Here is a 24,069-nt window from a genome sequence, read left to right as displayed (position 1 = left end):
GCTGCCAGGTGCTTAATCGATAGCAATTCAGCGCCCGTCTTATTTTTGAATTCCAATTGACATAATAAATTCGCACTGCCAGTCTTGCCCATAGCTGAGGGGCTAGACATGGCGTTGCGGGGGACCAATCAGGAGAAGGCGCGGCCGTATAACCGGCGCATCGTGCTTGAATCCGTCCGCAACAATGGCCCATCGACGCGTGGCGATATCGCCGAGCGCGTCGGCCTCACGGTGCAGACCGTTTCCACCATCGTGCGCGAGCTGGAAGAGCAGGGTTATCTGCTGTCCAACAAGGAAGCGCCCAAGGGCCGCGGCCTGCCGCCCACCACGCTGCATCTCAATCCGGACGGTGGCTATGCCATCGGCATTTCGGTGACCCCGCTGGGCGTCGATGCAGCGCTGATGAACCTGGCCGGCGACATGCTGGGCAGCGCCGCGCGTGTCTGCGCCCATCCCAGCCCCAATCAGGCCTTTGCGCTGATCGAGGAACTGGTCGCGGAAATGCGCGCCCTGCGGCCAGAAGGACGTATCCTCGGCGTCGGCTTTGCCATGCCGGGTCCGTTCGACGTGCAGGCGATGAGCTTTGTCGGGCCGACCACACTGGATGGCTGGTCGGGCGTACCGGTGCGGGCGCGGCTCGAAGAGGTCACCAAGCTGCCGGCCTTCATCGCCGCCGATACAGTGGCCGCCGCTACCGGCGTGCGCCTTTATGGCGAAGGCACGGCCATCCCGCAGTTCTACTATCTCTATTTCGGCGTCGGCCTCGGCGGCACGATGATGCAGGACGGCGCTCCCGTGCGCGGCGCCTGGGGCAATGCCGGCGAAATCGGCCATATCCCCGTCGTACCCGGCGGCCTGCCCTGCCCCTGCGGCAATCGTGGCTGCCTCGAACGCTATCTCTCGCTCGACAGCTTCAGCAATCGCCCCGAAGGCCAGAGCCAGGCCGAATGGGTGGCTGCGGTCACACCGATCTTTCACAGCGCCATCTGCACCATCGAAAACCTGTTCGATCCGCAGACTATCGTGCTGGGTGGCCTCGCGCCTGACGATCTGATCACCGCGCTGGTGGCCACCACCGGCCAACTCCCAACCTCGATTTCCAGCCGCTACGACCGAACGACGCCCCGGGTCACCGCCTCGCTCGGGCAACAGTCCGTGCTGCGCGGCGCCGCCGCCATGGCGGTGTCCGGCGTGCTGTCACCGCGGCAGGAGCCCGCTCTTACCCCCGATCGTCCGCGCAAGCGCGATCCGTTTTCGAATGGAATGGCCGCATGAGTGAACCTCTGCTCGTCCTCGACAACATCACCAAAAATTACGGCGCGGTGGAAGCGCTGCGCGGCGTGTCCTTTTCCATCGCCAAGGGCGAGGTGATCGCGCTGCTCGGTGACAATGGCGCTGGCAAGTCGACGCTGGTCAAGATCATCTCGGGCGGGCTTGAGGCGAGCTCGGGCAACATGCAATTCGAGGGCCGCGACTTCCGCCCGAAGTCGCCCTCCGAGGCCAAAGCGGCCGGGATCGAGACGGTCTATCAGGACCTCTCGCTCTGCACCAACGTGGACGTCGTCGCCAATTTCTTCATGGGGCGCGAGCTGACCAAGAAGATCATGGGCATCAATGTGCTCGACGAGGCGACCATGGAAGCCCATGTCGCCAAGGCAATGGCCAGCGCCGGCACGCGCATTCCATCGCTGCGCACCAAGGTCGAGCATCTCTCCGGCGGCCAGCGCCAGGCGATCGAGCTCAACCGTTTCGTGCATTGGGGCGGCAAGCTGGTGCTGCTCGACGAGCCTTTTGCGGCGCTCGGCGTCGAGCAGACCAAGCGCGGCCTCGAGATGATCCGCCAGGTCGCCGCGCAGGGCATTGGCGTCGTCATCATCACCCACATCATGCAGCAGGCCTTTCAGGTGGCCGACCGAATGGTCGTCATCCGCCAGGGCGTGGTGGCAGGAGACGTGCCGACCAAGCAGACAAACGCGGACGCAGTGATCGGCATGATCACCGGCGAAACCCTCTCCGGTGCCGGACCGGTTGCGGGCGTGGGGGAAGAGCAATCCGGCTCAAGGAGCGAGATATGAGGCAGTTGTTGAAATACAGCGTGGTCCTGCTGGCGGGTTCTACCGCCCTGCTGCACCCCGCCTACGCCCAGGAAAAAGGGACCGTCTATTACATGGTCCCAACCCTGCTCGACGAGTTCCAGACCGGCTCGGTCTCGGCGCTCGAAATGTTCCTCGAGCAGGTCGGCTACGAGATGACCACGCTCAATGCCGATAACAAGACCGACCTGCAGCAGAGCCAGATGAATGACGTCATCGCGCTGGCGCCCAAGGCGATCATTCTCGCCGCGGTCGATTTCAACGCTTTGGCCCCCTCGGTCGACGCCGCCCGCGCCGCCGGCATTCCGGTGATTGAATTCGATCGCCAGATTTCCTCGACGGTGTCGGATTTCACCTCGGTCGCTGGCACGGTGGAGATCGGCTATGTCGCCGCCGAGCAGGTCGAAAAGCTGCTGACCGAGAAGAATGGTTCGGTCAAAGGCAAGGTATTGCAGGTGCTGGGCGACCCCGGCGATCCCTATACGCTCGATATCCAGAAGGGCTTCGAGGAAAAGATGGCCGCCTTCCCCGAGGTCACCATCATCAGCCAGCCCGCCATGATGTGGGAAGCCAGCAATGCCGGCACGATCGTTGCCGATCAGCTCTTGGCCAATCCCGATATCGACATCGTCTTCAGCCATGCCGCCCATCTTTCGGTGGCAGCCGTCGCCTCGCTGGAATCGGCTGGCAAGCAGCCGGGCGATGTCTATGTGATGAGCTCCAATGGCGCGCCAGTGGCGCTGCAACTGATCCGCGATGGCTGGATGCAGGTCGAGGTGGAACAGCCGCTCTATGCCCAGGCGGCCGCGGTCGCCATGTTCATGGACAAGATCGTCGCCAAGGAAGAGATCGCGCCCGGCGAATATGACGTGCTGGGCCTGCCCTCAGTGGTGACGGTCGAGGAATGGGGTCCGACCATCAAGATCCCGGGCGCCGCCATCACCGCCGAGAATGTCGATGACGCCGCCTTCTGGGGCAATCTCAAGCCACCGACCGAAGCCGTGACCTCGGTCGAATAGACCTGATGCGTTCTCCTCCCGCTTCGGCGGGGGGAGCCTGCTTTCCCTCAATTCCCGAGAGACCGCGATGCAGCCCCGTCAACGCCGCAGCCTTGAATTCGTGCTCGATAACCTCGTCTGGTTCATGCTGCTGGCCGTGCTCGCCATTTTCTCGGCGACCATTCCCAATTATTTCCAGCCCGGCATCTTCGCCAATATCATCGAGCAGAGCTCGGTGTTGGGCGTCATGTCCATCGGGCTGGCGCTGGTCATTATTGCCGGCCACATGGATCTGTCGGTAGAATCCGTCGCGGCGCTGAGCGCCATGGCGACCGGCATCCTGTTCGCATCTTCGGGCATCGGCATGGGCATCACTTTTACGCCCGGCTGGCTGGTGGTGCCGGCGTCACTGTTGACCGGCATGGCCGTCGGCGCCGTCATCGGCGCGCTCAACGGCTACTTAGTGGTCAAGGTCAAGATGAACGCCTTCATCGTCACGCTCTCCAGCTTCATCTGGGTGCGCGGGCTCGTGGTCGCCGCCTCGGGCGGGCGATCGGCGCAGAACTTGGCCGACGAAGTTCGCTTCCTCGCCATCCAGCGCTTCCTCGGCATTCCGCTGACCGCCTATATCGCCATCCTCTGCTTTGCCGGCTTTTCCTTCATGATGGCAAAGACGCGTTTCGGTCGTCACCTGCTGATGATCGGCGGCAACGAGGCCGCAGCCTTCCGCGCCGGCATCAAGGTCGACAAGGTCCTGATGATCGCCTTCATCCTCTCCGGCACCATTGCGGCGCTGGCCGGATGGCTTTTGGCCATCCGCACCTCGGGCGCCACGGCAAACCTGGGCACCGGCATGCTGTTCAACGCCTTTGCTGCCGTGGTGATCGGCGGCGTCAGCCTCAAGGGCGGCGTCGGCGCCCTGCCCGGCGTCTATGCCGGCGTGCTGCTCCTCTCGTCCATCAATACCGCCATCAACCTGATGGGCCTGCCGGCGCATTACACCCAGGTCATCCATGGCCTGCTGGTGCTGGCCGCAGTCCTGCTCGATACGCTGAAGCAAACCATTCGAAAGAAACTGGCATGACCGGACGGCTTGCGGGCAGAACCGCCCTCGTCATCGGCGCCTCGCGCGGCATCGGCAAGGGCACGGCCCTGCGCTTCATCGAGGAAGGCGCCAATGTGGTGCTGGCCGACTGGGAAGCCGAGGCTGGCCAAGCCACGGCCACGGAAATCGGCGCGACTTTCATCCATGCCGACATCTCGCAATATGCCGATGCCGAGGCGGCCGTGGCCCTGGCCGTCTCGACCTTCGGCAGGCTCGACATCATTGTGCAGAATGCCGGTATCTATCCCTGGCAGTTGATCGAGAACACCACGTCGGATGACTGGGATCGTGTCATGGCGGTCAACCTGCGCGGCAGCTTCAATGCCGCCAAGGCGGCACTGGCGCCAATGCGGGCGCAGTGCTACGGCCGCATCCTCTTCACCTCCTCGATCACCGGCCCGCATGTCACCAGCCCCGGCCATGGCCACTATTCGGCGACCAAGGCCGGCATCAACGGCTTCATCCGCTCGGCTGCGCTGGAGTTCTCGGCCTATGGCATCACGGTCAACGGCGTCGAGCCGGGCAATATCCTGACCGAAGGCATCCAGGAGCAGCGCGGCGACGCCCATATCGCCTCCATGGTCGCGGCGATCCCGCTTGGCCGCCTCGGCAGTGTGCGCGACGTGGCCAATGCCTTCCTGTTCTTGGCCTCGGACGAGGCCAGCTATATCACCGGCACGACCATCGTGGTGGATGGCGGGCAATTGCTGCCCGAGGGGCATGACTTCCGCATCGTGCCGACCGGCCCCATCTGACGACCACCCTTGGCGGATGGCCTGCCGCGCCCTATGACGATGGCGACGCGCTTGAGGGGGACGGATATCCATGCGGCTGATTGCGACCATGATGCTGGCCGGGCTGCTGCTCGTACCGGCCGCCGCTGCCGAAACCCTCGTGGTCGGCGTACAGGAATCGGGCACGGTGCAGTGGGAGATCGAGACCATCAAGGCGCTCGACCTCGACGCCAGGCATGGCCTGACTCTCGAAATCCGGCCGTTGGCCGATAGCCGCGCCGGGCAGATCGCGCTGCAGGCTGGCGCCGTCGATGTGATCCTTTCCGATTTCGTCTGGGTCAGTATCCAGCGCAGCCAGGGCAATCTGGTGACCATGGTGCCCCATTCGCTGGCCGTCGGCGGGTTGATGGTGCCGGCTGGCAGCGACATTGCAGAGGTCGAAGACCTGGTGGGCAAGAGGATCGCCGTGGCCGGCGGGCCGGTCGACAAGAGCTGGGTGATCCTGCAGGCCTATTACAACAGCATCAAGGGCGAAAAGCTGGTCGACGCAGTGAGTGCCAATTACGGTGCGCCACCGCTGGTCAATGAGCTGTTGGGCAATGGCCAAGCCGATGCGGCGCTAAATTTCTGGCAGTGGAACGCCCGCGCCAAGGTGGCGGGTGCGACGGAACTGCTTTCGGTTGCCGACATGCTCAAGGCGCTTGGCGTGTCCGAACAGCCGCCGCTGCTGGGATGGACATTTTCCGATGCAACAGCTGAGCAAAAGCCCGATGCGATCACGGCCTTTCTCGACGCGTCGTTTGAAGCCAAGGCAGCACTGCTTGGCGACGATGCAACCTGGACCGACTTGCAGGCTCTAATGGGCGCAGAGGGTGACGACGCGCTGTTCGCCCAGCTGCGCGACGATTACCGGGCCGGGATCGTCACTGGATATGACCCGGACAATATTGCTGCTGCCGAACAGGCCTTTGCGCTGATGGCCAAGTTTGGCGGTTCGGATCTGGTCGGCGACACCGATACGCTGTCGCCCGGCACCTTCTGGCGAGGCTACCGCAAATAGACACGTCCGACGCACCGCTGATCGCCCCACCGCGCCAGTGGCGAACCGGCGTGCTGGAATGGCTGTCGCTGCCGCTGTTGCTCCTGCTCTGGCAGGTGCTGGCCACGGTGTTCGCGCATCGCCTGTTTCCGTCGCCGATCCTTGTGGCGCAAGAGATGTGGGACACCGCAACGGCGGGGCGCCTGCTGCTCGACCTCGGCAAGACGCTGGCGCGCGTAGCCATGGCTTTTGTCGTGGCCATGCTGCTTGGCACGGCGCTGGGCATTGTGTTTGGGCGCATACGCTGGGTCGACCGGCTGTTTTCCGGCTGGCTGCTGGTCGGGCTGAACCTGCCGGCCATCGTCGTCGCGATCGTGCTCTATATCTGGCTCGGGCTGACCGAAGTGGCGCTAGTGCTGGCGGTGATCATCAACAAGCTGCCGCTGGTGGTCACCACGGTCCGCGAGGGCGTGCGCAGCTTTGCGACTGAGTTCGATGAGTTGGGCAGGGTATTTCGCCTGTCGCGCCTGCGCCGCCTGCGGCTGATCTTCCTGCCACAGCTGCTGCCCTTTGTGCTGGCTGCGGCGCGGACCGGGCTATCGCTGATCTGGAAGATCGTACTGGTGTTCGAGGTGCTGGGCAGCGATGGCGGCGTCGGCTATCGCATCGCCATCATGTTCCAGTTCTTCGATATTGCCGGCATCCTGGCCTACACCGCCAGTTTCATCCTCGTCGTGCTGGCCTTTGAATATGGCGTTTTGCGCCCCCTGGAGCGGAGGGCCCTCAAATGGCGACCGGTCCAGGGCTGAATATTGCCGTGGATGAGAAGCGGTTTGGCAGCGGCGCGCCGCTGTTCGCCGGACTTCATCTGCAGATCGCGCCATCCAGCGTGGTGGCCCTGATTGGCCCGTCGGGCGTCGGCAAATCAACGCTCCTGCGGATGATCGCCGGGATCGACGCTCATTTCACCGGCAGCATTACTGTGGATGGCATGGCCGCCGCTGCGGCGCCCGTGCCAGGTTTCGTGTTCCAGGACCCACGCCTGCTCCCTTGGTTGACGGCGGCGGATAATATCCGGGCCGCGGCGCCGGCTTGCACCGAGGCACAGGCCGTAACAGCGCTGGAGCGTGTCGAATTGGGCGATGCGGAAATGCTCTATCCGCATCAACTGTCGGGCGGCATGCAGCGGCGCGTGGCGCTGGCCCGCGCCTTGGCGGTCAATGCTGGGCTACTGCTGCTCGATGAGCCCTTTGTCTCGCTGGACCGGGACCTCGTCAGCGAAATGCACCGATTGTTCCGCCATGTTGTCGATGCCGAAAGGCCAACCGTGCTGTTCGTCTCGCATCTGATCGACGACGCGATACGTCTGGCAGATCGCGTACTGCTGATCGACCACCGCCCGGCCCGCGTGGTCGCCGACATTGCCTTGCCAAAAGCGCCAGCCGAGCGCGATGAGACGGTTCTTGCCGCCTATCGCCACATGCTCGAACGCCAGCCTAGCTGACCTTCTGCTCCGGCAATGGCTGCATGAACTGCGGCCGGCCCAGATAATAGCCTTGGGCCTCGTCGCAGCCTTCCAGCATCAGGAAGTCGAGCTGTTCGATCGTCTCGACGCCTTCGGCCAGCACTGGCACGTCGAGGCCGCGGCCCAGTTCGAGAATGGCGCGCACCACGGCCTTGGCCTGGCGGCTGGTTTCCACTTCCGACATGAAGCTGCGGTCGAGCTTGATCTTGTCGAAGGGGAAAGCGCGCAGGGTTTCGAGCGAGGAATAGCCGGTACCAAAATCGTCGATGGCAATGGTGACGCCGAGCTGCTTGATCTGCTGCAGCATATGCAGTGCCCGCGCCTTGTCGGCGATGATCGCGCTTTCGGTGACTTCCAGTTCAAGACGGTCCGGCGGCAGATTGGTCGATTCCAGCACGCGCCGCACCACATCGATCAGGTTGGCGCTGCCCAGTTGCACCGGCGAGATATTGACCGCCAGCTTGATACCAGCATCCCAGGTTGCGGCCTCGCGGCAGGCCTGGCGCAGCACCCATTCGCCAATCGGCAGGATGGCGCCGCATTCTTCGGCGACCTCAATGAAGACGTCCGGCCCAACGCGACCGCGGGTCGGATGATCCCAGCGTAGTAGGGCTTCATAGCCGGTGATCTCGCCGCTCTGGACCGACTTCTGCACCTGGTAGTTGAGCGAGAGCTGGTCCTTATCGATGGCGTCCCAGAGCTCGCGTGCCATCAGGCGGCGATCACGGGCCGCTTCGTCCATTTCCGATTCATAGAAGCAGACGTGTTCGGTCAGGTTCGGCTTGGCGCGATACATGGCCATGTCGGCATTGCTGATCAGCTTTTCGGCGGTGTGGGCATCGTCCGGATAGACCGCCACGCCGATGCTGGCGCCGATGGAAACCTCGTTGCGGTCGATGTCGTAACGCTCGGCTACCGCCGATTCCAGCCGCTCGATAAAGGCAAATAGCTCTGCATCTGTGCGGAAGGTCTTGAAAGCCGCGAACTCATCGCCGCCAAAGCGCGAGACGAATTCGCCGTCCTGCAGGCCATGCGAAATACGCTCGGCATAGAGCTTCAGCACGGCGTCGCCGGTCTGGTGACCAAGCTGGTCGTTGACTTCCTTGAAGCGGTCGAGGTCGATGGCCAACACGGCAACGCGGGCGCCCTTGCCGACACGATCGAGTGCCGATTGCAGGTGATTGGAGAAGCTGCCGCGATTGGGCAGGCCGGTCAGCCCATCATGATGGGCCATGTAATGGATTTTCTGCTCGGACTGCTTGCGCTCGGAAATGTCCTCGAAGGTCGAGACGAAAGCCCCGTCGCCGGCCGGCCGGTGCACGATGCGGATCGAGCGATTGCCGGAGAATTCCTGGGTGATTTCGCCATCATGCTCGCCGGCAATCAGCCGCTTGTGGGTGGCATAGACCGCGTCGATGCTCTCGGGATCGGTATTGTCGCCGATGGTCAGGAACTTGGCCAGGTCGTGCAGGCCGAGGCCCTCGATGGAAATATGGTCTGGAATATCGAGAATTTCGTTGAGCCGGCGATTGGCCACGACGATGCGCTCGTCGGCACCAAACAGCGCCAAACCCTGGCTCATATGGGCCAGCGACAGGCCGAGATTGCGCGACCCCGCGGCAATGCGCTCGGCATCTTCGTGCTGGCGAGTGATGTCGCGGGTGATCTTGACGAAGCCGACCAGATTGCCGTCGTCGCCGCGAATGGCCTCGATCATCACCTGTGCCCAGAAGCGCGAGCCATTCTTGCGATAGCGCCAGCCCTCGGTCTGGAACTTGCCTTCACGACGCGCCGTGCGCAGCGCCTGTTCCGGCAGGCCGGCCGCCTGATCGTCTGCACTGAAAAACTTGGCAAAGGACTCGCCGATGATCTCGTCGGCGCGATAGCCCTTGTTGCGCTGCGCGCCGGCATTCCAGCTGGCGACGAGCCCGTCGGGATCCAGCATATAGATGGCGTAGTCGGTGATCGACTGCACCAGCATGCCGTAGCGCATTTCGCTCTGCCGGGTCTCGGCGCGGGCACGCTCGTTCTCGGCCTCCTGCGCAAGACGCTCCCGGATGTCGCGAATGGCCAGCACTTCGGTCTGGCCCTTTTCCAGCTCGGCGTAGCGGCTGACCAGCTCGATGCCGATGCTTTCGCCAGTCGCCGCCTTGAGCACTGTCGCATAAAATTGGCCATCGGCAGCGCGAGCATGGGCAATGGCATCGCAGTCGATGTAGTCACCAACCAGACGACCCAGCAGGGCCTCGCGTTCGAGCCCCACCAGGGCGGCAAAGCTGGAATTGGCGCCGTCGATACGATTGTCGCGGACGATGACTAGGCCTTCGGCAGCGGCATCGGCCAGACTATGCAAGCGAAGCGATTCAAGCGCCCTGCGCCGAGCGTCCCTTGAATCGAGCAAAAGGGCGAGTAGGGCCGAACCCAGAATGACCGAACTGCCGAGCGCGGTGCCAATCGCCATCCAGCCCGTGGATAGCGCGCCGTTGTCGATCACGGCAAAGCAATTGCTCAAATCGGCCGCGCCCATGCCGGTAAAATGCAGCGAGACGATCGAGCCGGTAAGCAGGGCCGATGCGCCGATACGAACCTTGAGCGATGAGCTGTTGACACCGATCATGACGGCGGCGGCGGCCAGGCCTGCCGCGAACAGCAGCGATAGATTGACGAGTGCCATGTCCCAGCGAATGGAGCCACCGACCTCGAGTGCGCCCATGCCGGTGTAATGCATGGCGGTGATGCCGATGCCGACGACGATGCCACCGAGCAGGCGGTCGCTGCTGCCCGCACCATAGGCCGCCATGGCAAAGCCGATGCCGCTGACGACGATGGCGATCAGCAGCGAGGCCAGGGTGCCCAGTGGCTGATAGCCGATGGCAAAGCCCGGCATATAGGCCAGCATGGCAATAAAGTGGGTGGACCAGATGCCAAAGCCCACCGCGAGCGCGGCAACAAAGATCCATACCGCGCGGCGCGGACCCGGGAGGTGGCGCGCCCTATCCACCAAGGCGATACCGGCAAAGGACGACACGGAGCAGACCAGCGCCGCAAGCGCGACCAGCCACAGATCATGCTGATAGAACAGCGTCGAAAAGATGCTGCTCATTTGACGCGACGGCCCTCAGCAGAGCTATGGCTAGGCACAATGAGGCTTAGCCAATCGACCGTTCGGCCGGATGTCATAGAAATAGTCGGTCTCATGCTGCGCCCCGTGGTGGCGTCACCCTATGCGGGAAATCGGTAACACTCTGATAAAGACCGATAAGTTTTTGTCGCGGGCGCTCACGGTTGCCCGCTAGTCGGTCTTCCGCCACTCCCTGGCCAGCAGATAGATCAGGTAGGCGCCGCCCATGGCGCCGGTGACGAGACCGACCGGGATCTGGAACGGCGCCAGCAGGCGCTGGGCAGCGAGATCGGCGGCCAGCATCAACACGGCCCCCATGGCAGCCGCGCCGAGCAGATCGATGCCGCCGGTGCGCGCCAGCCGCTGCGCCAATTGCGGCGCGGCCAGGGCGACAAAGCCGATCGGACCGGCTGCGGCGATGGCGGCTGCAGCGAGCCCGACCGAGACCACGATCAGCTGCAGCTTGGCGCGGTTGGAGGGAAGGCCCAGGCCTTTGGCGAGATCGTCGCCCATTTCCAGCAGTTTCAGCCGTGGCGCCAGTAGCAGGGCCAGCGGCAACAGCACGATGCACCACATTGCCAGTGGTCCCACCTGTGCCCAACCGATGCCGTTGAGACTGCCATGCAGCCAGATGCGGGCGGTCTGCGCGGCCTCCAGCTCGGCGCGGGTGATGAGATAGGCATTGAAGGCCGAGAGCATGGCGCCAACGCCGATGCCGACGAGGATCAGCCGCTGGCCATGCACGCCGCGCCGCAGCGCCAGGAGATAGACCACGAACGCCGTGCCGAAGCCGCCCAGCATGGCGCCGGCGGAAAGGCCCATCGTCGCGCCGGCCCCTTCGACCAGCAGCAGAACCAAGACGCCCGTCGCGGCACCCGAGGTGAAGCCGATGATATCGGGACTAGCCAGCGGATTGCGCGACAGCCCCTGGAAAACGCCACCCGACACGCCCAGCGCGGCGCCGACCAGCACACAGGCCACGATACGCGGCAGTCGCAGGCCGACCACCACCAGCGTCGAGACCTGATCGCTACCGCCCCATAGCGTGGTCCAGACTTCCAATGGAGAAATGCTGAAGCCACCAGTCAGCAGGGTGATGACCGCGAGCACGAGGCCAATGGCAGTAGCGATGGCAAGCAGCGCCAGCGAGCGCGGCTGATAGGGCAGCGCCACGCCACGCCAGGGGCGAAAGACCGGACGCGCCGGAAAACTCGGCCGCTCGCTCATTGCCGCCCCGTCGTCTTGTGGTTAATCACCAGCCACAGCAGCACCGGCGCGCCAATGAAGGCCGTTACGATGCCCACCTCCAGCTCGCCCGGCCGCGCCACGACGCGCCCGACAATATCGCTCGCCAGAACGATCACCGGCCCTGCGAGCACGCTATAGGGCAGGATCCAGCGCCAATCGGGACCGACGATCAGCCGCACAGCATGAGGCACCATCAACCCGACGAAACCCACCGGACCGGCCGCTGCCGTCGCGCCACCACAGAGCAGCGCGATGGAGATAAAGCTCAACACCCGCGTCCGGCCCAGCTTGACCCCGAGCGTGCGGCCGATGTCGTCGCCCAGTGCCACCGCATTGAGCCGTCCGCCCATGCAGAGGGCGATGGCCGCGCCGAGTCCAATGATCGGCATGACCTGAAAGGAAACCTCCGGCGTGCGATTATCGAGCGAACCGACCACCCAGAAGCGATAGCTGTCAAAGGTCTGGGCATCGAACATGGTGATGATGCCGGTCATGGCGCCAAGACAGGCCGATACCGCAGCGCCAGCCAGCACCAGCCGGATCTGCTGCACCGAACTCGACGAGCGGCCGCTGAGCGCAAACACACCCGCCGCCGTGACGCCGCAGCCGAGCAGGGCAAACCAGACATAGCCCGAGAAACTGGTGATGCCGAAGACCGAGATGGCCAGCACGACAAGGAAGGCCGCCCCCGCATTGATGCCAAGCAGGCCCGGTCCGGCCAGCGGATTGCGCGTCAAAGCCTGCATCATGGCGCCGCCCAGGCCCAGCGCTACTCCCACCAACACCCCGAGCAGGGTGCGTGGCAGGCGCAATTGCCAGACGATGATGGCGTCGCGACTGTCGTCGCGCGCGATGAGCGCCCGGATCACCGTCGCCGGATCGATCGGCCGTGCGCCAACACCGATGCTGAGCAGAACCAGTACGCCCAACAAGGCGACCAATGCCAAGAGACCAGCCGCGCGCCTGGTGTAGCGCGAAGGGGACGGTTTTGCTGCGGAAAGGGGTGGGGTGGTGACGCTCAACGTTAACAGTCTGCTAGCGGATTCGGCCATCTTGCGACGGCATTTAATTTGACAGTGTAAATCAGGTTAGCATAGTACGGTAGCTGTTACTACAGCACTGGATGCTCCTCCGATGAACGCTCTCCTGCGCGGCTTCGCGGCCGCTACCCTGGCCACCTTGGCCCTCGCCTTGCCCGCCATCGCACAGGATGTGGTGCATACTGCACCGCGCACGCTCGAAGGCACCGGCAGCGATGCCGCCGACGGCGTCTTCCCGCGGACCGTTAAGCATGTGCTGGGCGAGACCGTGATCCAGAGCGAGCCCAAGCGCGTCGCCATCATTTCCACGGGCCAGTTCGACAGCGCGCTCGCCGTCGGCGTCGTGCCGGTCGCCACCACCCGCGGCGCCGGCCAGATCGAGCTCACCGATGCCTATCTGGCTGCTGCCTATCCCGAATTTTCCACCCAGTTCAGTGAAGTGCAGGACCTCGGCCTGCGTCTCGAGATCGACCTCGAAGCTCTCGCCGAAGCCCGTCCCGACCTGATCCTGGTCAATGCGGCCAAGGACACGCCGGAAGAACGCGCTCAGTATGAGACGCTGTCGCAGATCGCCCCGACCGTGGTGACCAATGCGACGGGGGTGAATTGGAAGATTATTTTTCTGCTGACCGCCGATGCCTTGGGCAAGCGCGAGGCGGCACAGGCTTATCTTGACCAGTTTCATGCCGATGCCGAGGTGTTTGCGGCGACCGTCGCCGCTGCACCGCCGACCGTTTCCTTCGTGCAGTCGACCGGCGACCGCACCCGGGTGTTCGGCGTGCGGTCGTTTGCCGGGGCGATTGCCGAAGACATGGGCCTCGTCCGTCCGGAAGCACAGAGCTTCGACAAGACCTCGGAAGATATCAGCACCGAACTGCTCGACCAGGCCGATGGCGACTGGATTTTCTATGCCGGCCGTGGCGATGGCATCAAGGTCCTGACCGAGGCCCCGCTCTGGGCAACGCTTGAAGGCGTGGCTGCCGGCCACGCCGTGGAAGTGGATTTCGACCCCTTCTTCTTCAATGCCGGCCCGACCGCAGCGCGCATCGTGCTCGACAAGATCGCTGCCACCATCAAGTAGCCAAGGCGCACAGCCAATAGACCATGCAGGGGCCCTCGGCCCCTGCTTGCATTTTGAGGACTGCACTCATGATCAAGATTCCATCCGAACTGGCGCCGCTCGACCTCGACGGCAAGGGCAGTGCTGCGGCCGATGGCCAGTTTCCCCGCGACGTGCTGCATGAGCGCGGCGCGCTGACGCTCAAGGCAGCGCCACAGCGTCTGGCGGTGATTTCCACCGGACAGGCCGATGCGGCAACGACGCTGGGCCTGGTGCCGGTTGGCGCGACGCAGGGCCATGGCACCGGTGTGTTCGAGCCCTATCTGTCCCACTACTATCCGCAGTTCGCTCGCCAGCTCGGCGGCATGGTCGATCTCGGCGATCGCAAGGCGCCTGACGTGGCGGCGTTTGCACGGCTCAAGCCAGACCTGATCTGCATGAACGAGGCAGGCAAGAACGAGGACAGCCGCGCAGCCCTCAGCGTAGTTGCGCCGGTGCTGGTGACGCGCGGCAAGGGCTTCAACTGGAAGGTCGACTTCCTGCTGCTGGCCCATGCCGTCGGCCGGGTGGCTGTCGCACAGGCCTTACTCGATAGCTTCCATGCGGCAGCGGCAGCGGCGAACCTGACCCGCGGCACGGTATCCTTCGTGCAGTCCAATGGGCACCGCCTGACCATCATGGGCAAGCAGTCCTTTGCCGGCAGCATTGCCGACGATCTGGGACTGGCACGGCCGGAGGCACAGAGTTTTGTCGCGACCTCGCGCAAGATCGAAGCCACGGCGATCGCCGATGTCGATGCCGACTGGGTCATCTATGGCGGCCAGGGCGCCGGTGTCGCGACGATCAAGGCCATGCCGGGCTGGGATGACCTGCCAGCCGTTCGCGCCGGCCGTGCCATCGAGGTCGACTACCAACCATTCTTCAACAATGCCGGCCCCACGGCTGCGCGCATCGTGCTCGACCAGCTCAGCGCCATTCTGTCGGAACAGGACTAGTCATCGCCCTTCGTCGCCTCCCGAAGCCTGCCCGAGGGCAAAGGCAGTGCTGCCGCCGATGGTATCTACCCGCGTGATGTCGCCCATTTCCGTGGCGTCATGCCGGTCGACCATGCGCCCCAGCGCGTCGTGGTACTGGCGACGGGCCAGCTCGATCAGGCCATCACGCTGGGCTTTGTGCCGGTCGGCACGACGATCAATGGTTATCCCGATCCGGCTCGATGATATCGAGGCGGCGCTGCTGGCGCGATCTGTTCCCCAGGGACGCTCTCAAGGCTGAAAAACGGGGCGAGAAATCCGGCCCCTCATGGATGGGCTTTCAGGCGGTCGAGGCGCAGGCGGTGACGGTCGTCGGTCAGGCGCAGCATGGCGATATAGATGGCGATGACGATGCTGGCGATGGCGGCGCCGCTGAGCAGGAACATCAGGTAAATCTGCGACTGGGCGGCGATCAGCGGGTCCTGGCCGGCAAGGATCTGGCCGCTCATGATGCCGGGCAAGGTGATGATGCCAGCGCCGGCCATCTGGTTGATGACGGGGATGGAGCCGGCGTGGATCGCCTTGCGCAGCATGGGTCGCAATGCCTCGCTGCGGCTGTGACCAAGCGCTAACTGTGCCTCGATGCCATTGCGTGCTGCAACGATGCCGTCGAGCAGGGCGTTGAGGGCAACGCTGGTGGCGCTCATCGCCGTGCCGAGCACGATGCCGGCAATCGGAATGACCACGCGGGGCGCGGTCCAGTCGGCGGTGGAGGCGAGGGTCGAGAGCGCGAAGGCGGCGACGACGATGGTAGCGGTGCTGACGGCGGCGCCGCTGAGGGCAAAGTGCCAGCCACCGCTCAGCCGGAATTTCTGGCGCGCACCAACCTCATAGGAGGCGGCGGTCAGCATGACGACCAACAGAGCCAGGGTCAGCCAAGGGCTGCCGCTCTCGAAAATAAAGCGCAGAACCAGCCCGACCAGCAGCAGTTGCACGGACATACGCAGGCCGGCGACCAGCAGGGCGCGATGAATGCCAAGGCTGAGCAGCAGCGACAGGCCGGCACTGGCAAGGATCAAGCCGCTGGCCAGCAAAAGCTCGATTGTGCTGAAGGTCAGGCCGCTCACGGCGTTTCACCGATGGTTAACCGCTTTGTCGCCAGTCGGGCAACCTGGTCAGGATTGTGCGACACCAGGATCACCGCCAATCCCTCCTGCATCAGCGCGCGGATCAGTGCCTCGAGCTTGAGCGTGCTGGCCTCGTCGAGGGCCGAACTCGGCTCGTCCAGCAACAGCACTTTGGGCTGGTGTTCGATGGCCCGCAGGATGGCGGCACGCTGCCGCTCGCCGGTCGACAGGCGCTCGGGCGCGGCGCGGCCGAGACTGCTCGCCAGACCCAGCTGCTTGGCTTGGGCGGCGAAAAACGCGGGATCGCTGAAGTGGTCTTCCACCATATGGGTCCACCAGCCCGGCTCGGCTGCGACATAGCGGACCAGTTGGCGCCATTGCGGAGCCGGCATGGCGCTGGCCAAAGCGCCATCGAGGCTGCAGCTGCCCTGATGCGGCATGAGGTCGGCGACCATGCGCAGCAGCAGGCTCTTGCCGCTGCCGGACTTACCGGTGACGGCAAGGCATTGCCCGCCCTCGACCGTGAAGTCGATCGGACCGACGGCATGGCCCGCGAGGCCTGTAGCCACCAGATGATTACCCATGGCCATGGCATCACATTGACCTCGCATGGTAGCAAGTCGTAGTATTTGCTACCAAGTTGAGATTCACGTCATGTCCGACGACTTTTCCACGCGCATGCAGTCCAGCATGGCCAGCCTGCCGGCGACGATGCGGCGGGTGGCGCTGTATTTCGACCAGAACCGGGCCGAGGTGATGTCGCGCTCGGCGAGCGAATTGGCGCGGACCATCAACACCTCGGATGCGTCGGTGATCCGCACCGCCAAGGCGCTGGGCTATGCCGGCCTGCCGGAGCTGAAACGGAGCCTCGCCGACCAGATGGCCGAAGTGACGCCGGCGGAAGCCTTTGACCGGACGATGAAATCGGCCAATGCCGATGCGCGGCGTGCGGCGGCGCAGACGCTGCTGCTGCAGCACAGCCAGGTGGCCGAACTGCAGGGCGAAGCGCAGCTCGAGAGCCTGATGTCGGCGGCCGGCATATTGCATGGCGCGCGGCGCATCGGGCTGTTCGGGATTGGGCCGACAGCGCATCTCACCGGCTATATGGCGCATCTGCTGCTGCGGCATGGTCGGGAGGTGTGGCAGCTCGACGCCACCGGCCGCGGCCTGGCCGACGGGCTGCTCGGCCTGCGCCAGGGCGACGCCATGCTGGCCTTTTCCTATGGCCGCCCCTATGCCGAAATCGAGCTGGTCGTCGCCGAGGCGGCGGGGCTGGGCATTCCCGTGCTGCTGGTCACCGACAATGCCACCGGCAAGCTGGCGCGGCAGGTCGATGCGGTGATTGCCGTGCCCCGCGGCGAAGCGCGCGGCATGGCACTGCATGGCAGCACGATGGTCTGGCTGGAGACGCTGGTGGTTGCCCTGTCGCTATTGGGCGGCAGCAGGACAACCACATCGCTGAAGCGTCTTTCGCGTCTGCGGTCAGCGCTTTAGGCAGGCAAGGTTAGTCCAGCAAACCCGCCCGAATGGCTTCCCAGCTCTCGGCGTCGGGCGCCGACAGCAGATGGCCATGGGTCATTGTCGGCACATAGGTTTCCCCGGTGACCAGGGCGCTATAGCCACCCGCTTCCGTGTGGATCAGGGTGCCAGCCGCATGGTCCCAGGGTGACAGGCCGGCATTGAAGCAGAAGCTCATCGCGCCGGTGGCCAGCATGCGATATTCGAAGGCCGAGCAGCGCCAGGTGGTGGTGCGCGAAAAGCGCAACAGGCGGGGCGCGAGTTCGGCCTGCAGATCCGTGGCATACATATGCAGCGGCACAAAACCGTGCATTTCATCGATCGGTGTCGGAGCCGCAACCGAGAGGCGCGTCTGCTGTCCATCCGACGCGACATGCCAGGCGCCCTGCCCCGGACGGGCGACGATGAAGTTGCCAGTCACCGGATAATGGATCAGCCCGGCGATGGTCTGGCCGTTTGCGACAATGGCGAGGATCGAGCCGAACAGCGGCACGCCATGGGCGAAATTCCAGGTGCCATCGACGGGATCAATGATGGCCACCAGATCCGAGCTGCCGATGCGCTCGAGAATGGTCTGGTCTTCCGACACGGCCTCCTCGCCGACGATGACTATGCCCGGCAGCCGTGCGGCCAGCTTTTCGCTCAGCATTTTCTCGGCACCGATATCGGCATCGGTGACGATATCATCGGGCGCCGTCTTGGCGCGGATGGCATCGGCCGTGATGGCGCGAAAACGCGGCAGGATTTCCGCCTGCGCCGTGTCGCGCATGTCGTCCATCAGGGCGGCGAGAAGCTGATCGGAAATGTGCTGCATCACTGGCGTCCTTGAAGATAAGCCTTGAGGGCCTCGGGCTGGTCGGTCTGGATGGCGCTGATGCCGGCATGGATCAAGCGGCCCCAGATGCTGTCGGGGTCGGCGAGGGCCGCCTTATCGGTCCAGCTGCCACTATTGGCCTGGTCCAGCGTGTTTTTCCACAAAGCCATGCCGGTGGCCTCGAAGCGTGCGCGATTGTCAGCAATGGTTTCAAGCGCGTCGAAGCGGATTTCGCTCATGAAGGGCTTGAGGGCCGAGAGCACCGACAGTGTCTCGTCGATGCCGTCGCGCCACCTGATCGAGATGGTCGAAATAAATCTCGCAGACCAGCGGCTTGAGGCAGAAAAGCAGTTCGGTCTGCATGGACGCGCCGGGCACATTGAGCCGGGTCTTGGCGATGAAAGCGACATCCTCGGCCATGATGGCGCGGCTGATCCAGATGAAGTCGTCGTGATCCCGCAGCGGGCTCCCGACGTCGATCTCGTCTGCGACGCCCATGGCCTTGGCAAAAGCGATGACATCGGGAATGACGGTGCGATCCTTGATGTCGAGATGGATGAAGATGCGGCCGCGGGTCAGCGCGAAGACCTGACGCAGGGTCGGGACATATTGCTCGGTCAGGCCATTCTCGGCGCGCCATTGCGATTGCGCAGCGGCACTTGCGCCAGTTCGGCCGCGCTCATCTGCTCTGGCGCCGCGGCAAGGCCGGCCATGCGCTTGAGCGTATCGTCGTGCAGCAGGACGAACTCGCCGTCGGCGCTTTTGCGGATGTCGATCTCGACCACGTCAAAGCCGCCCGCGATGGCGCGCTCGATGGCGAGGAGACTGTTCTCCGGTGCGTCGCGCCAGATGCCCCGATGCACGATGATGGCGCAGTCCCGCTTGGGACTGGCCATGAAGTCTTTGTAATTCATGGATCTGCTATTTGAAAGAATGGGGGATGGCGGGGTCGCTGGCAGGGTCGAACAGGTGCCCGCGGGTCTTGCGTCGAGATTGGACAGCGGCACGCCAGGCTCGCGCACAGTAGCGCTGCCGATGGGATTGAGTGAGATCGTGGTCATCGGCTCGCATTAGTGCGCCGAAATGACACTTTGGCGACGATGAGCCAAATGGCGCTGTGGTGAGCGAGCCGGCGATCGTCTGTTGGCAGTTTGAACGGGAGTTTATGGCGGAGAGAAAGGGCGCTGAGCGAGAACATTCTCTGAGATACACGGGCGCCTTCATGAAGATCGCTGCGATATCGGAAATAGGGTGGGAAGCGGACGGGCGGCTCTTGGGTATTCCGCTGAGGCAAGCAGACACTCTGGAACCGCCTCCCCAGCTCGCCACTCCCCAATTCGCCCGCCTCCTCAATCATGTCGGAACCGTGGCGGCTTTGCGTCGTTGCGTTTCTGATACGGATTTCAGAGGAGTTCTGCGCATGGCGACGCGAAGCCGGGGTTTTGCATATTGGGCAGTGATCCTTCTGGCCATGGTGATGATGATGTTTGGCTTGCCGATCATGGCAGGCGGCGTCTGGCTCCTCACCCTGGGCGGCTCGTTCTATTATGCCCTCGCCGGGCTTGGCCTGGTTGCCTCCGCGGTCTTCCTGCTTCGCCATTCCATTACCGGCGTCTGGGTCTATCTCGCGACCTTCGTCTTCACCCTGGTCTGGGCCCTCTGGGAATCCGGCCTCAATGGCTGGGCCCAGGTGCCGCGCCTTGTGGCCCCGACCATCATTCTTGTCCTGGTGCTGCTCGCCATTCCAGCGCTGCGTGGTCGCCTTGGCCTAACGCGCGGCGCCATGGCCGCTGCAATGGTGGGCGTGCTGTCGCTCGGCGCCTCGGCCATGGTTCTGACTTCGGTGCGCCAAACCACGCTCTTCGCCCAGGAAGTCACGCCACCCGTCGTGGAAACGCCCGCGGCACCCGTCCCGACCACAGCCGCACCCACGGCCCCTGCCTCGGCCGTGGAATATGCCGAGCTTGAAACCGGCGTGGACTGGCCGGCCTATGGCGGCGACCACAAGGCAACGCGCTATTCGCCCCTGACGCAGATCACCCCCGAGAACGTCGCCAATCTCGAACAGATCTGGGAATTCCGCACCGGCGATCTCCCTGAAAATGACGAGCCCTTCGGCAATCAGAACACCCCGGTCAAGGTCGGCGATCGCCTCTATCTCTGCTCGGCGCTCAACAAGATTTCCGCGCTCGACGCCGCGACCGGTGCCGAATTCTGGACTTATGATCCCCAGACCCCGCCCGATGCCATTGGCTATAACGCCTCCTGTCGCGGCCTGGTCTATTTTGAGGACACCACCGCGGCAGCCGGCAGCCTCTGTGCCACCCGCGTCGTCAACCTGACCCATGACGCCCGCATGATCGCCCTGGATACAGAAACCGGCCAGCTCTGCCCAGATTTCGGCAATGGCGGCGTGGTCAACCTGCTCGAAGGCATTGGCGATACCGCACCGGGCTTCTACGCCCCGACCTCCCCGCCGACGCTGGTGCGCGACGTGCTCGTCGTTGGCAGCCAGGTCAGCGACGGCCAGACCCGCGAAGCACCTTCAGGCGTCATCCGCGGCTTCAATGCCGTTACCGGTGCCCTCAACTGGGCCTGGGACATGGGCCGTCCTGGCCAGACTGGCCTGCCGCCGGAAGGCGAAGTCTATACGCCCGGTACACCCAACAGCTGGACCATCGCCTCGGGTGATGACGAGCTGGGCATGGTCTATGTTCCTATGGGCAATTCGGCGGTCGACTATTGGGGCGGCGACCGCTCCGATGCCGAGAACCAGTTCTCCACCGCCATCGTCGCGCTGGATGTCGAAACCGGCGACGTGGCCTGGTCCTACCAGACCGTGCATTACGACGTCTGGGACTATGACCTCGGCGGCCAGGGCACGCTGGTCGATTTCCCCACCCCTGAAGGCCCGGTGCCAGCCATCGTCATGCCAAGTAAGCAGGCGCAATTCTACATCCTCAACCGCGAAACCGGCGAGCCCCTGGTCAATATCGAGGAGCGTCCCGCCCCGCAGGGTGGCGTCGAACCCGAGCGCCTGTCGCCAACTCAGCCCTATGTCACCGACTTCCCGAACCTGCTGAAGCCAACCCTCACCGAAAAGGACATGTGGGGCGCCACCCCGCTCGACCAGCTGTGGTGCCGTATCCAGTTCCGCCAGGCCAGCTATGAGGGCGTCTATACCCCGCCGACCGTCGATACGCCGTGGATCCAGTTCCCCGGCTATAATGGTGGGGTCGACTGGGGCGGCGTGGCCATCGATCCGGTCAACAACATCATGATCACCAATTACAACAACATGCCAAATTACAACCAGTTGGTGCCGCGTGAAGAGGTGGACGCTGCAGGCGTGCTGCCAATCACAGATCCCAACTATGACTCCGCGGCCGGTGGCGGCTCGCATGGCTCGCTCAGCCCGCAGGCCGAAACGCCCTATGGCATTCGCGTCAATGCCGGGTGGCGCGTGCCCTTCACCGGTCTGCTCTGCAAGGAGCCACCCTATGGCGGAATCGCGGCCATCGACCTCAACACCCGCGAAATGCTGTGGGATCGCCCCTTCGGCTCCGCCCGCAAGAATGGCCCCTTCGGCATCCCGACCATGCTGCCGGTCGATATCGGCACGCCCAATAATGGTGGCGGCGTGGTCACCGCATCGGGCCTGTTCTTCATCGCCGCCGCCACCGACGACATCCTGCGCGCCGTTGATATCAAGACCGGCAAGGAAGTCTGGCAGGTCGAACTGCCGGCCGGTGGCCAGGCTACCCCCATGACCTATGAGGCCGAGGGCCGCCAGATCGTGGTCATCAATGCCGGCGGCCATGACTTCATGGAAACCCCGATCGGCGACTATTTCATCGCCTATGCCCTGCCGGCAGCCGCGACCAACTAGCCTACGGCCCGAGCGTCAGGACCTTTATGCCCACGACTTTTTCGACCAGCTATTGCGGTCCAGCCCCGCTCCCAGATGATCTCTGGGGGCGGTGGAATTTTGATCCATGGCTCATCGCCGCCATGCTTCTTTTTACTGCCATCTTTGCTTTTCGCCCCGCCTCCCGACAGGACCGGCTGGTGTTCAGCGCAGCTATGGCAACGCTCGTGCTGATCTTCATCAGCCCCCTCTGCGCCCTGACCGTCGCCCTCTTTTCGGCCCGCGTCGTGCATCACGTCCTGCTGGTTGCCGTCGCCGCCCCGCTGCTCGGCAGCCTGCTGCGCCGCAAAAAGTTCGGCAAAATGCTCGCGCCGCTGACCGGCCTGCAAGTTGCCATCTTCTGGCTCTGGCACGCCCCCGACGCCTATCAGCTCGCCCTCACCAGCACGCCCATCTACTGGCTGATGCAGGCCACCCTGCTCGGTTCCGCCACGGCGATGTGGGCAGCCATCGTCAATGCCACACCAGCCAGGGCCATTGGCGCCCTGCTGTTCCTCACCATGCAGATGGGCCTGCTCGGCGCGCTGCTGGTCTTCTCGCAACCGCTTTATGCGCCTCATTTTTCCGCCACCATTACCTTCGGCTTCACGCCCGAAAGCGACCAGCAATTCGCCGGTCTGATCATGTGGGTGCCGGCCAGCCTGCCCTATCTGGCCATAGGTCTGTGGCTGCTGCTGACGCTGCTGCGCCAGCCGGAAGGGCGCAGCGCATGAGCAGCATCTTGCTCAAATTCCTGCACATTATCGCCATCGCCGGCTGGTCGGCCGGGCTGATCTGCCTGCCCTTCCTCTATCTGCAGCGGCGCCGGCTCAGCGGCGACGCGCTGCATCGCCTGCACAATTTCACCCGCTTCTTCTATGTAGCGCTGGTCTCCCCGGCCGCCTTCATCGCCGTGGCATCGGGCATCGCCCTGATCTTCCTGCAATCGACCTTCGAGCCATGGTTTGCCGTCAAGCTGGCGCTGGTCGCGGCCATGGTGATCATCCATGTCACCAGCGGCGTGGTGATCCTGCGCCTGTTCGAGCCCGGCCAGTCCTATCCCGTCTGGCGCTTTGTCGCCGTCTGCACGCTGACCAGTCTCGTCGTCGGCGCCATCCTCGTGACCGTGCTGGGCAAGCCGACCTGGACCACGCCCACCGCCATCGAAACGCTCTTCGCTCCCGGCGCGCTGGGCGTGATCCTGACTGACCTCATTGCTTGGTCGAAATGATGAGGCCTACGCCATGATCGAAGACCAGCTTGCCGCCATGCCAGCCCGCCAGTGCCGTGAGAATTGCCGCCAGAAACGACAGCATCAACCCATGCGGCAGCACGGCCTCGGGCACATTGAGGCGCAGCCCGAAGTTGGCGCCGGCCACCGCGACCAGGGTCATCGCTGCAATGGCGTGGTTCCAGCTGGCGACGCGTACCCGAATGCCCGGCACGGCCAGCAATTCCAGCGTTCCGGCGACGGATGCCAAAATACCGAAGGCAAAGGCAAAGCCGGTCGACCACAGGCCAACGCGCACCCAGAATGGATCACCGGTGATCCAATAGAGCCCATCGACGCCCAGCGTGCAGATCACCAAGGCGATCGGGAAATGCACCAGCATGGCGTGGATCGGATGCCCGGCCACGGCAATGGCGGAACCGATATCCTGATCGGCGACGGCGCGAATGGTCGGATTGGCGTGGCTGCTGCTCGCCTCGGGTGGCGTCTCTTCCCGCTCGACTTCGATCTCTTCGCTGTCCGGCTTGGCCATTCG

Annotated in this window: 25 protein-coding genes; 15 read left to right on the top strand and 10 right to left on the bottom strand. The window is 64.0% G+C overall.

What is annotated here, in order from left to right:
* Nucleotides 1-108: 108 nt before the first annotated feature.
* The 8 genes from BM045_RS01445 (at nucleotide 109) to BM045_RS01410 (ending at nucleotide 7,473) form a co-directional block, all read left to right on the top strand.
* Nucleotides 109-1,275, top strand: a complete 1,167-nt coding sequence (locus tag BM045_RS01445; protein ID WP_092179227.1) for an ROK family transcriptional regulator — start codon at nucleotides 109-111, stop codon at nucleotides 1,273-1,275.
* A complete protein-coding gene (locus BM045_RS01440) occupies nucleotides 1,272-2,075 on the top strand; it encodes an ATP-binding cassette domain-containing protein (RefSeq protein ID WP_092179226.1) in 804 nt (267 codons plus the stop codon). The genes BM045_RS01445 and BM045_RS01440 overlap by 4 nt, the downstream gene beginning before the upstream one ends.
* Nucleotides 2,072-3,112 carry a sugar ABC transporter substrate-binding protein gene (locus BM045_RS01435; RefSeq protein ID WP_092179225.1) on the top strand — a complete coding sequence of 347 codons (1,041 nt, stop codon included), beginning with the start codon at nucleotides 2,072-2,074 and terminating at the stop codon, nucleotides 3,110-3,112. Before BM045_RS01440 ends, BM045_RS01435 begins: the two co-directional genes overlap by 4 nt.
* Before the next feature lie 67 nt (nucleotides 3,113-3,179).
* Nucleotides 3,180-4,175: an ABC transporter permease gene (locus tag BM045_RS01430; protein ID WP_092179224.1), complete on the top strand. Its 996-nt coding sequence runs from the start codon at nucleotides 3,180-3,182 to the stop codon at nucleotides 4,173-4,175.
* Nucleotides 4,172-4,951, top strand: coding sequence for an SDR family NAD(P)-dependent oxidoreductase (locus tag BM045_RS01425; RefSeq protein WP_092179223.1), 780 nt, complete (start codon nucleotides 4,172-4,174; stop codon nucleotides 4,949-4,951). The genes BM045_RS01430 and BM045_RS01425 overlap by 4 nt, the downstream gene beginning before the upstream one ends.
* 70 nt (nucleotides 4,952-5,021) lie before the next feature.
* Entirely contained in the window at nucleotides 5,022-5,990 is a 969-nt protein-coding gene (locus BM045_RS01420) for an ABC transporter substrate-binding protein (RefSeq protein ID WP_092179222.1), read from the top strand.
* Nucleotides 5,991-6,040: 50 nt separating this feature from the next.
* A complete protein-coding gene (locus BM045_RS01415) occupies nucleotides 6,041-6,778 on the top strand; it encodes an ABC transporter permease (protein ID WP_210184969.1) in 738 nt (245 codons plus the stop codon).
* Nucleotides 6,757-7,473: an ABC transporter ATP-binding protein gene (locus BM045_RS01410; protein ID WP_092179220.1), complete on the top strand. Its 717-nt coding sequence runs from the start codon at nucleotides 6,757-6,759 to the stop codon at nucleotides 7,471-7,473. Before BM045_RS01415 ends, BM045_RS01410 begins: the two co-directional genes overlap by 22 nt.
* Here BM045_RS01410 and BM045_RS01405 read toward each other — a convergent pair.
* The 3 genes from BM045_RS01405 to BM045_RS01395 form a co-directional block, all read right to left on the bottom strand.
* Nucleotides 7,466-10,597, bottom strand: coding sequence for a bifunctional diguanylate cyclase/phosphodiesterase (locus tag BM045_RS01405; RefSeq protein WP_092179219.1), 3,132 nt, complete (start codon nucleotides 10,595-10,597; stop codon nucleotides 7,466-7,468). The two genes, BM045_RS01410 and BM045_RS01405, sit on opposite strands and share 8 nt — an antisense overlap.
* A 189-nt stretch (nucleotides 10,598-10,786) precedes the next feature.
* A complete protein-coding gene (locus BM045_RS01400; protein WP_092179218.1) occupies nucleotides 10,787-11,842 on the bottom strand; it encodes a FecCD family ABC transporter permease in 1,056 nt (351 codons plus the stop codon).
* Entirely contained in the window at nucleotides 11,839-12,792 is a 954-nt protein-coding gene (locus BM045_RS01395) for a FecCD family ABC transporter permease (RefSeq protein WP_210184968.1), read from the bottom strand. The genes BM045_RS01400 and BM045_RS01395 overlap by 4 nt, the downstream gene beginning before the upstream one ends.
* 205 nt (nucleotides 12,793-12,997) lie before the next feature.
* Here BM045_RS01395 and BM045_RS01390 point away from each other — a divergent pair, with 205 nt between their 5' ends.
* From BM045_RS01390 to BM045_RS19250, 3 genes are all read left to right on the top strand, one after another.
* Nucleotides 12,998-13,984 carry an ABC transporter substrate-binding protein gene (locus tag BM045_RS01390; protein ID WP_092179216.1) on the top strand — a complete coding sequence of 329 codons (987 nt, stop codon included), beginning with the start codon at nucleotides 12,998-13,000 and terminating at the stop codon, nucleotides 13,982-13,984.
* A 68-nt stretch (nucleotides 13,985-14,052) separates the two neighbouring features.
* Nucleotides 14,053-14,958 (top strand): ABC transporter substrate-binding protein, encoded by a 906-nt coding sequence (locus BM045_RS01385; protein WP_170848324.1) that lies wholly within the window; start codon nucleotides 14,053-14,055, stop codon nucleotides 14,956-14,958.
* Nucleotides 14,959-15,057: 99 nt separating this feature from the next.
* Entirely contained in the window at nucleotides 15,058-15,183 is a 126-nt protein-coding gene (locus tag BM045_RS19250; protein ID WP_280139416.1) for a hypothetical protein, read from the top strand.
* Between the two features lie 80 nt (nucleotides 15,184-15,263).
* On the opposite strand, the gene BM045_RS01380 is transcribed toward BM045_RS19250, so the two are convergent.
* Entirely contained in the window at nucleotides 15,264-16,064 is an 801-nt protein-coding gene (locus BM045_RS01380) for an ABC transporter permease (RefSeq protein ID WP_092179214.1), read from the bottom strand.
* A complete protein-coding gene (locus BM045_RS01375) occupies nucleotides 16,061-16,654 on the bottom strand; it encodes an ABC transporter ATP-binding protein (RefSeq protein ID WP_210184967.1) in 594 nt (197 codons plus the stop codon). The genes BM045_RS01380 and BM045_RS01375 overlap by 4 nt, the downstream gene beginning before the upstream one ends.
* Before the next feature lie 64 nt (nucleotides 16,655-16,718).
* On the opposite strand from BM045_RS01375, the gene BM045_RS01370 reads away from it, so the two are divergent.
* Nucleotides 16,719-17,558 carry a MurR/RpiR family transcriptional regulator gene (locus BM045_RS01370; protein WP_170848323.1) on the top strand — a complete coding sequence of 280 codons (840 nt, stop codon included), beginning with the start codon at nucleotides 16,719-16,721 and terminating at the stop codon, nucleotides 17,556-17,558.
* A 10-nt stretch (nucleotides 17,559-17,568) separates the two neighbouring features.
* On the opposite strand, the gene BM045_RS01365 is transcribed toward BM045_RS01370, so the two are convergent.
* The 4 genes from BM045_RS01365 to BM045_RS19095 form a co-directional block, all read right to left on the bottom strand.
* Nucleotides 17,569-18,396, bottom strand: a complete 828-nt coding sequence (locus BM045_RS01365) for an inositol monophosphatase family protein (RefSeq protein WP_092179212.1) — start codon at nucleotides 18,394-18,396, stop codon at nucleotides 17,569-17,571.
* Nucleotides 18,396-18,635: a DUF4996 domain-containing protein gene (locus BM045_RS19105; protein ID WP_244522838.1), complete on the bottom strand. Its 240-nt coding sequence runs from the start codon at nucleotides 18,633-18,635 to the stop codon at nucleotides 18,396-18,398. The genes BM045_RS01365 and BM045_RS19105 overlap by 1 nt, the downstream gene beginning before the upstream one ends.
* On the bottom strand, nucleotides 18,607-18,894 hold the full coding sequence (locus BM045_RS19100) for a hypothetical protein (protein WP_244522837.1): 288 nt from the start codon (nucleotides 18,892-18,894) through the stop codon (nucleotides 18,607-18,609). Before BM045_RS19100 ends, BM045_RS19105 begins: the two co-directional genes overlap by 29 nt.
* A gap of 119 nt (nucleotides 18,895-19,013) precedes the next feature.
* A complete protein-coding gene (locus BM045_RS19095) occupies nucleotides 19,014-19,310 on the bottom strand; it encodes a glycerophosphodiester phosphodiesterase family protein (RefSeq protein ID WP_244522836.1) in 297 nt (98 codons plus the stop codon).
* Nucleotides 19,311-19,816: 506 nt separating this feature from the next.
* Here BM045_RS19095 and BM045_RS01355 point away from each other — a divergent pair.
* The 3 genes from BM045_RS01355 (at nucleotide 19,817) to BM045_RS01345 (ending at nucleotide 23,534) form a co-directional block, all read left to right on the top strand.
* Nucleotides 19,817-22,285, top strand: coding sequence for a membrane-bound PQQ-dependent dehydrogenase, glucose/quinate/shikimate family (locus tag BM045_RS01355; RefSeq protein WP_092179211.1), 2,469 nt, complete (start codon nucleotides 19,817-19,819; stop codon nucleotides 22,283-22,285).
* 179 nt (nucleotides 22,286-22,464) lie between these two features.
* Nucleotides 22,465-23,037, top strand: a complete 573-nt coding sequence (locus tag BM045_RS01350) for a cytochrome c oxidase assembly protein (protein WP_244522835.1) — start codon at nucleotides 22,465-22,467, stop codon at nucleotides 23,035-23,037.
* The gene (locus tag BM045_RS01345; protein WP_092179209.1) at nucleotides 23,034-23,534 is read left to right on the top strand and encodes a CopD family protein; all 501 of its coding nucleotides are present in this window, start codon (nucleotides 23,034-23,036) and stop codon (nucleotides 23,532-23,534) included. The genes BM045_RS01350 and BM045_RS01345 overlap by 4 nt, the downstream gene beginning before the upstream one ends.
* On the opposite strand, the gene BM045_RS01340 is transcribed toward BM045_RS01345, so the two are convergent.
* A complete protein-coding gene (locus tag BM045_RS01340; protein ID WP_210184966.1) occupies nucleotides 23,515-24,066 on the bottom strand; it encodes a DUF2231 domain-containing protein in 552 nt (183 codons plus the stop codon). The genes BM045_RS01345 and BM045_RS01340 overlap by 20 nt on opposite strands.
* Between the last annotated feature and the right edge of the window lie 3 nt (nucleotides 24,067-24,069).

This window comes from Devosia sp. YR412 (assembly GCF_900110945.1).
Classification (GTDB): domain Bacteria; phylum Pseudomonadota; class Alphaproteobacteria; order Rhizobiales; family Devosiaceae; genus Devosia.
This window is presented reverse-complemented; position numbering and strand designations above follow the sequence as displayed.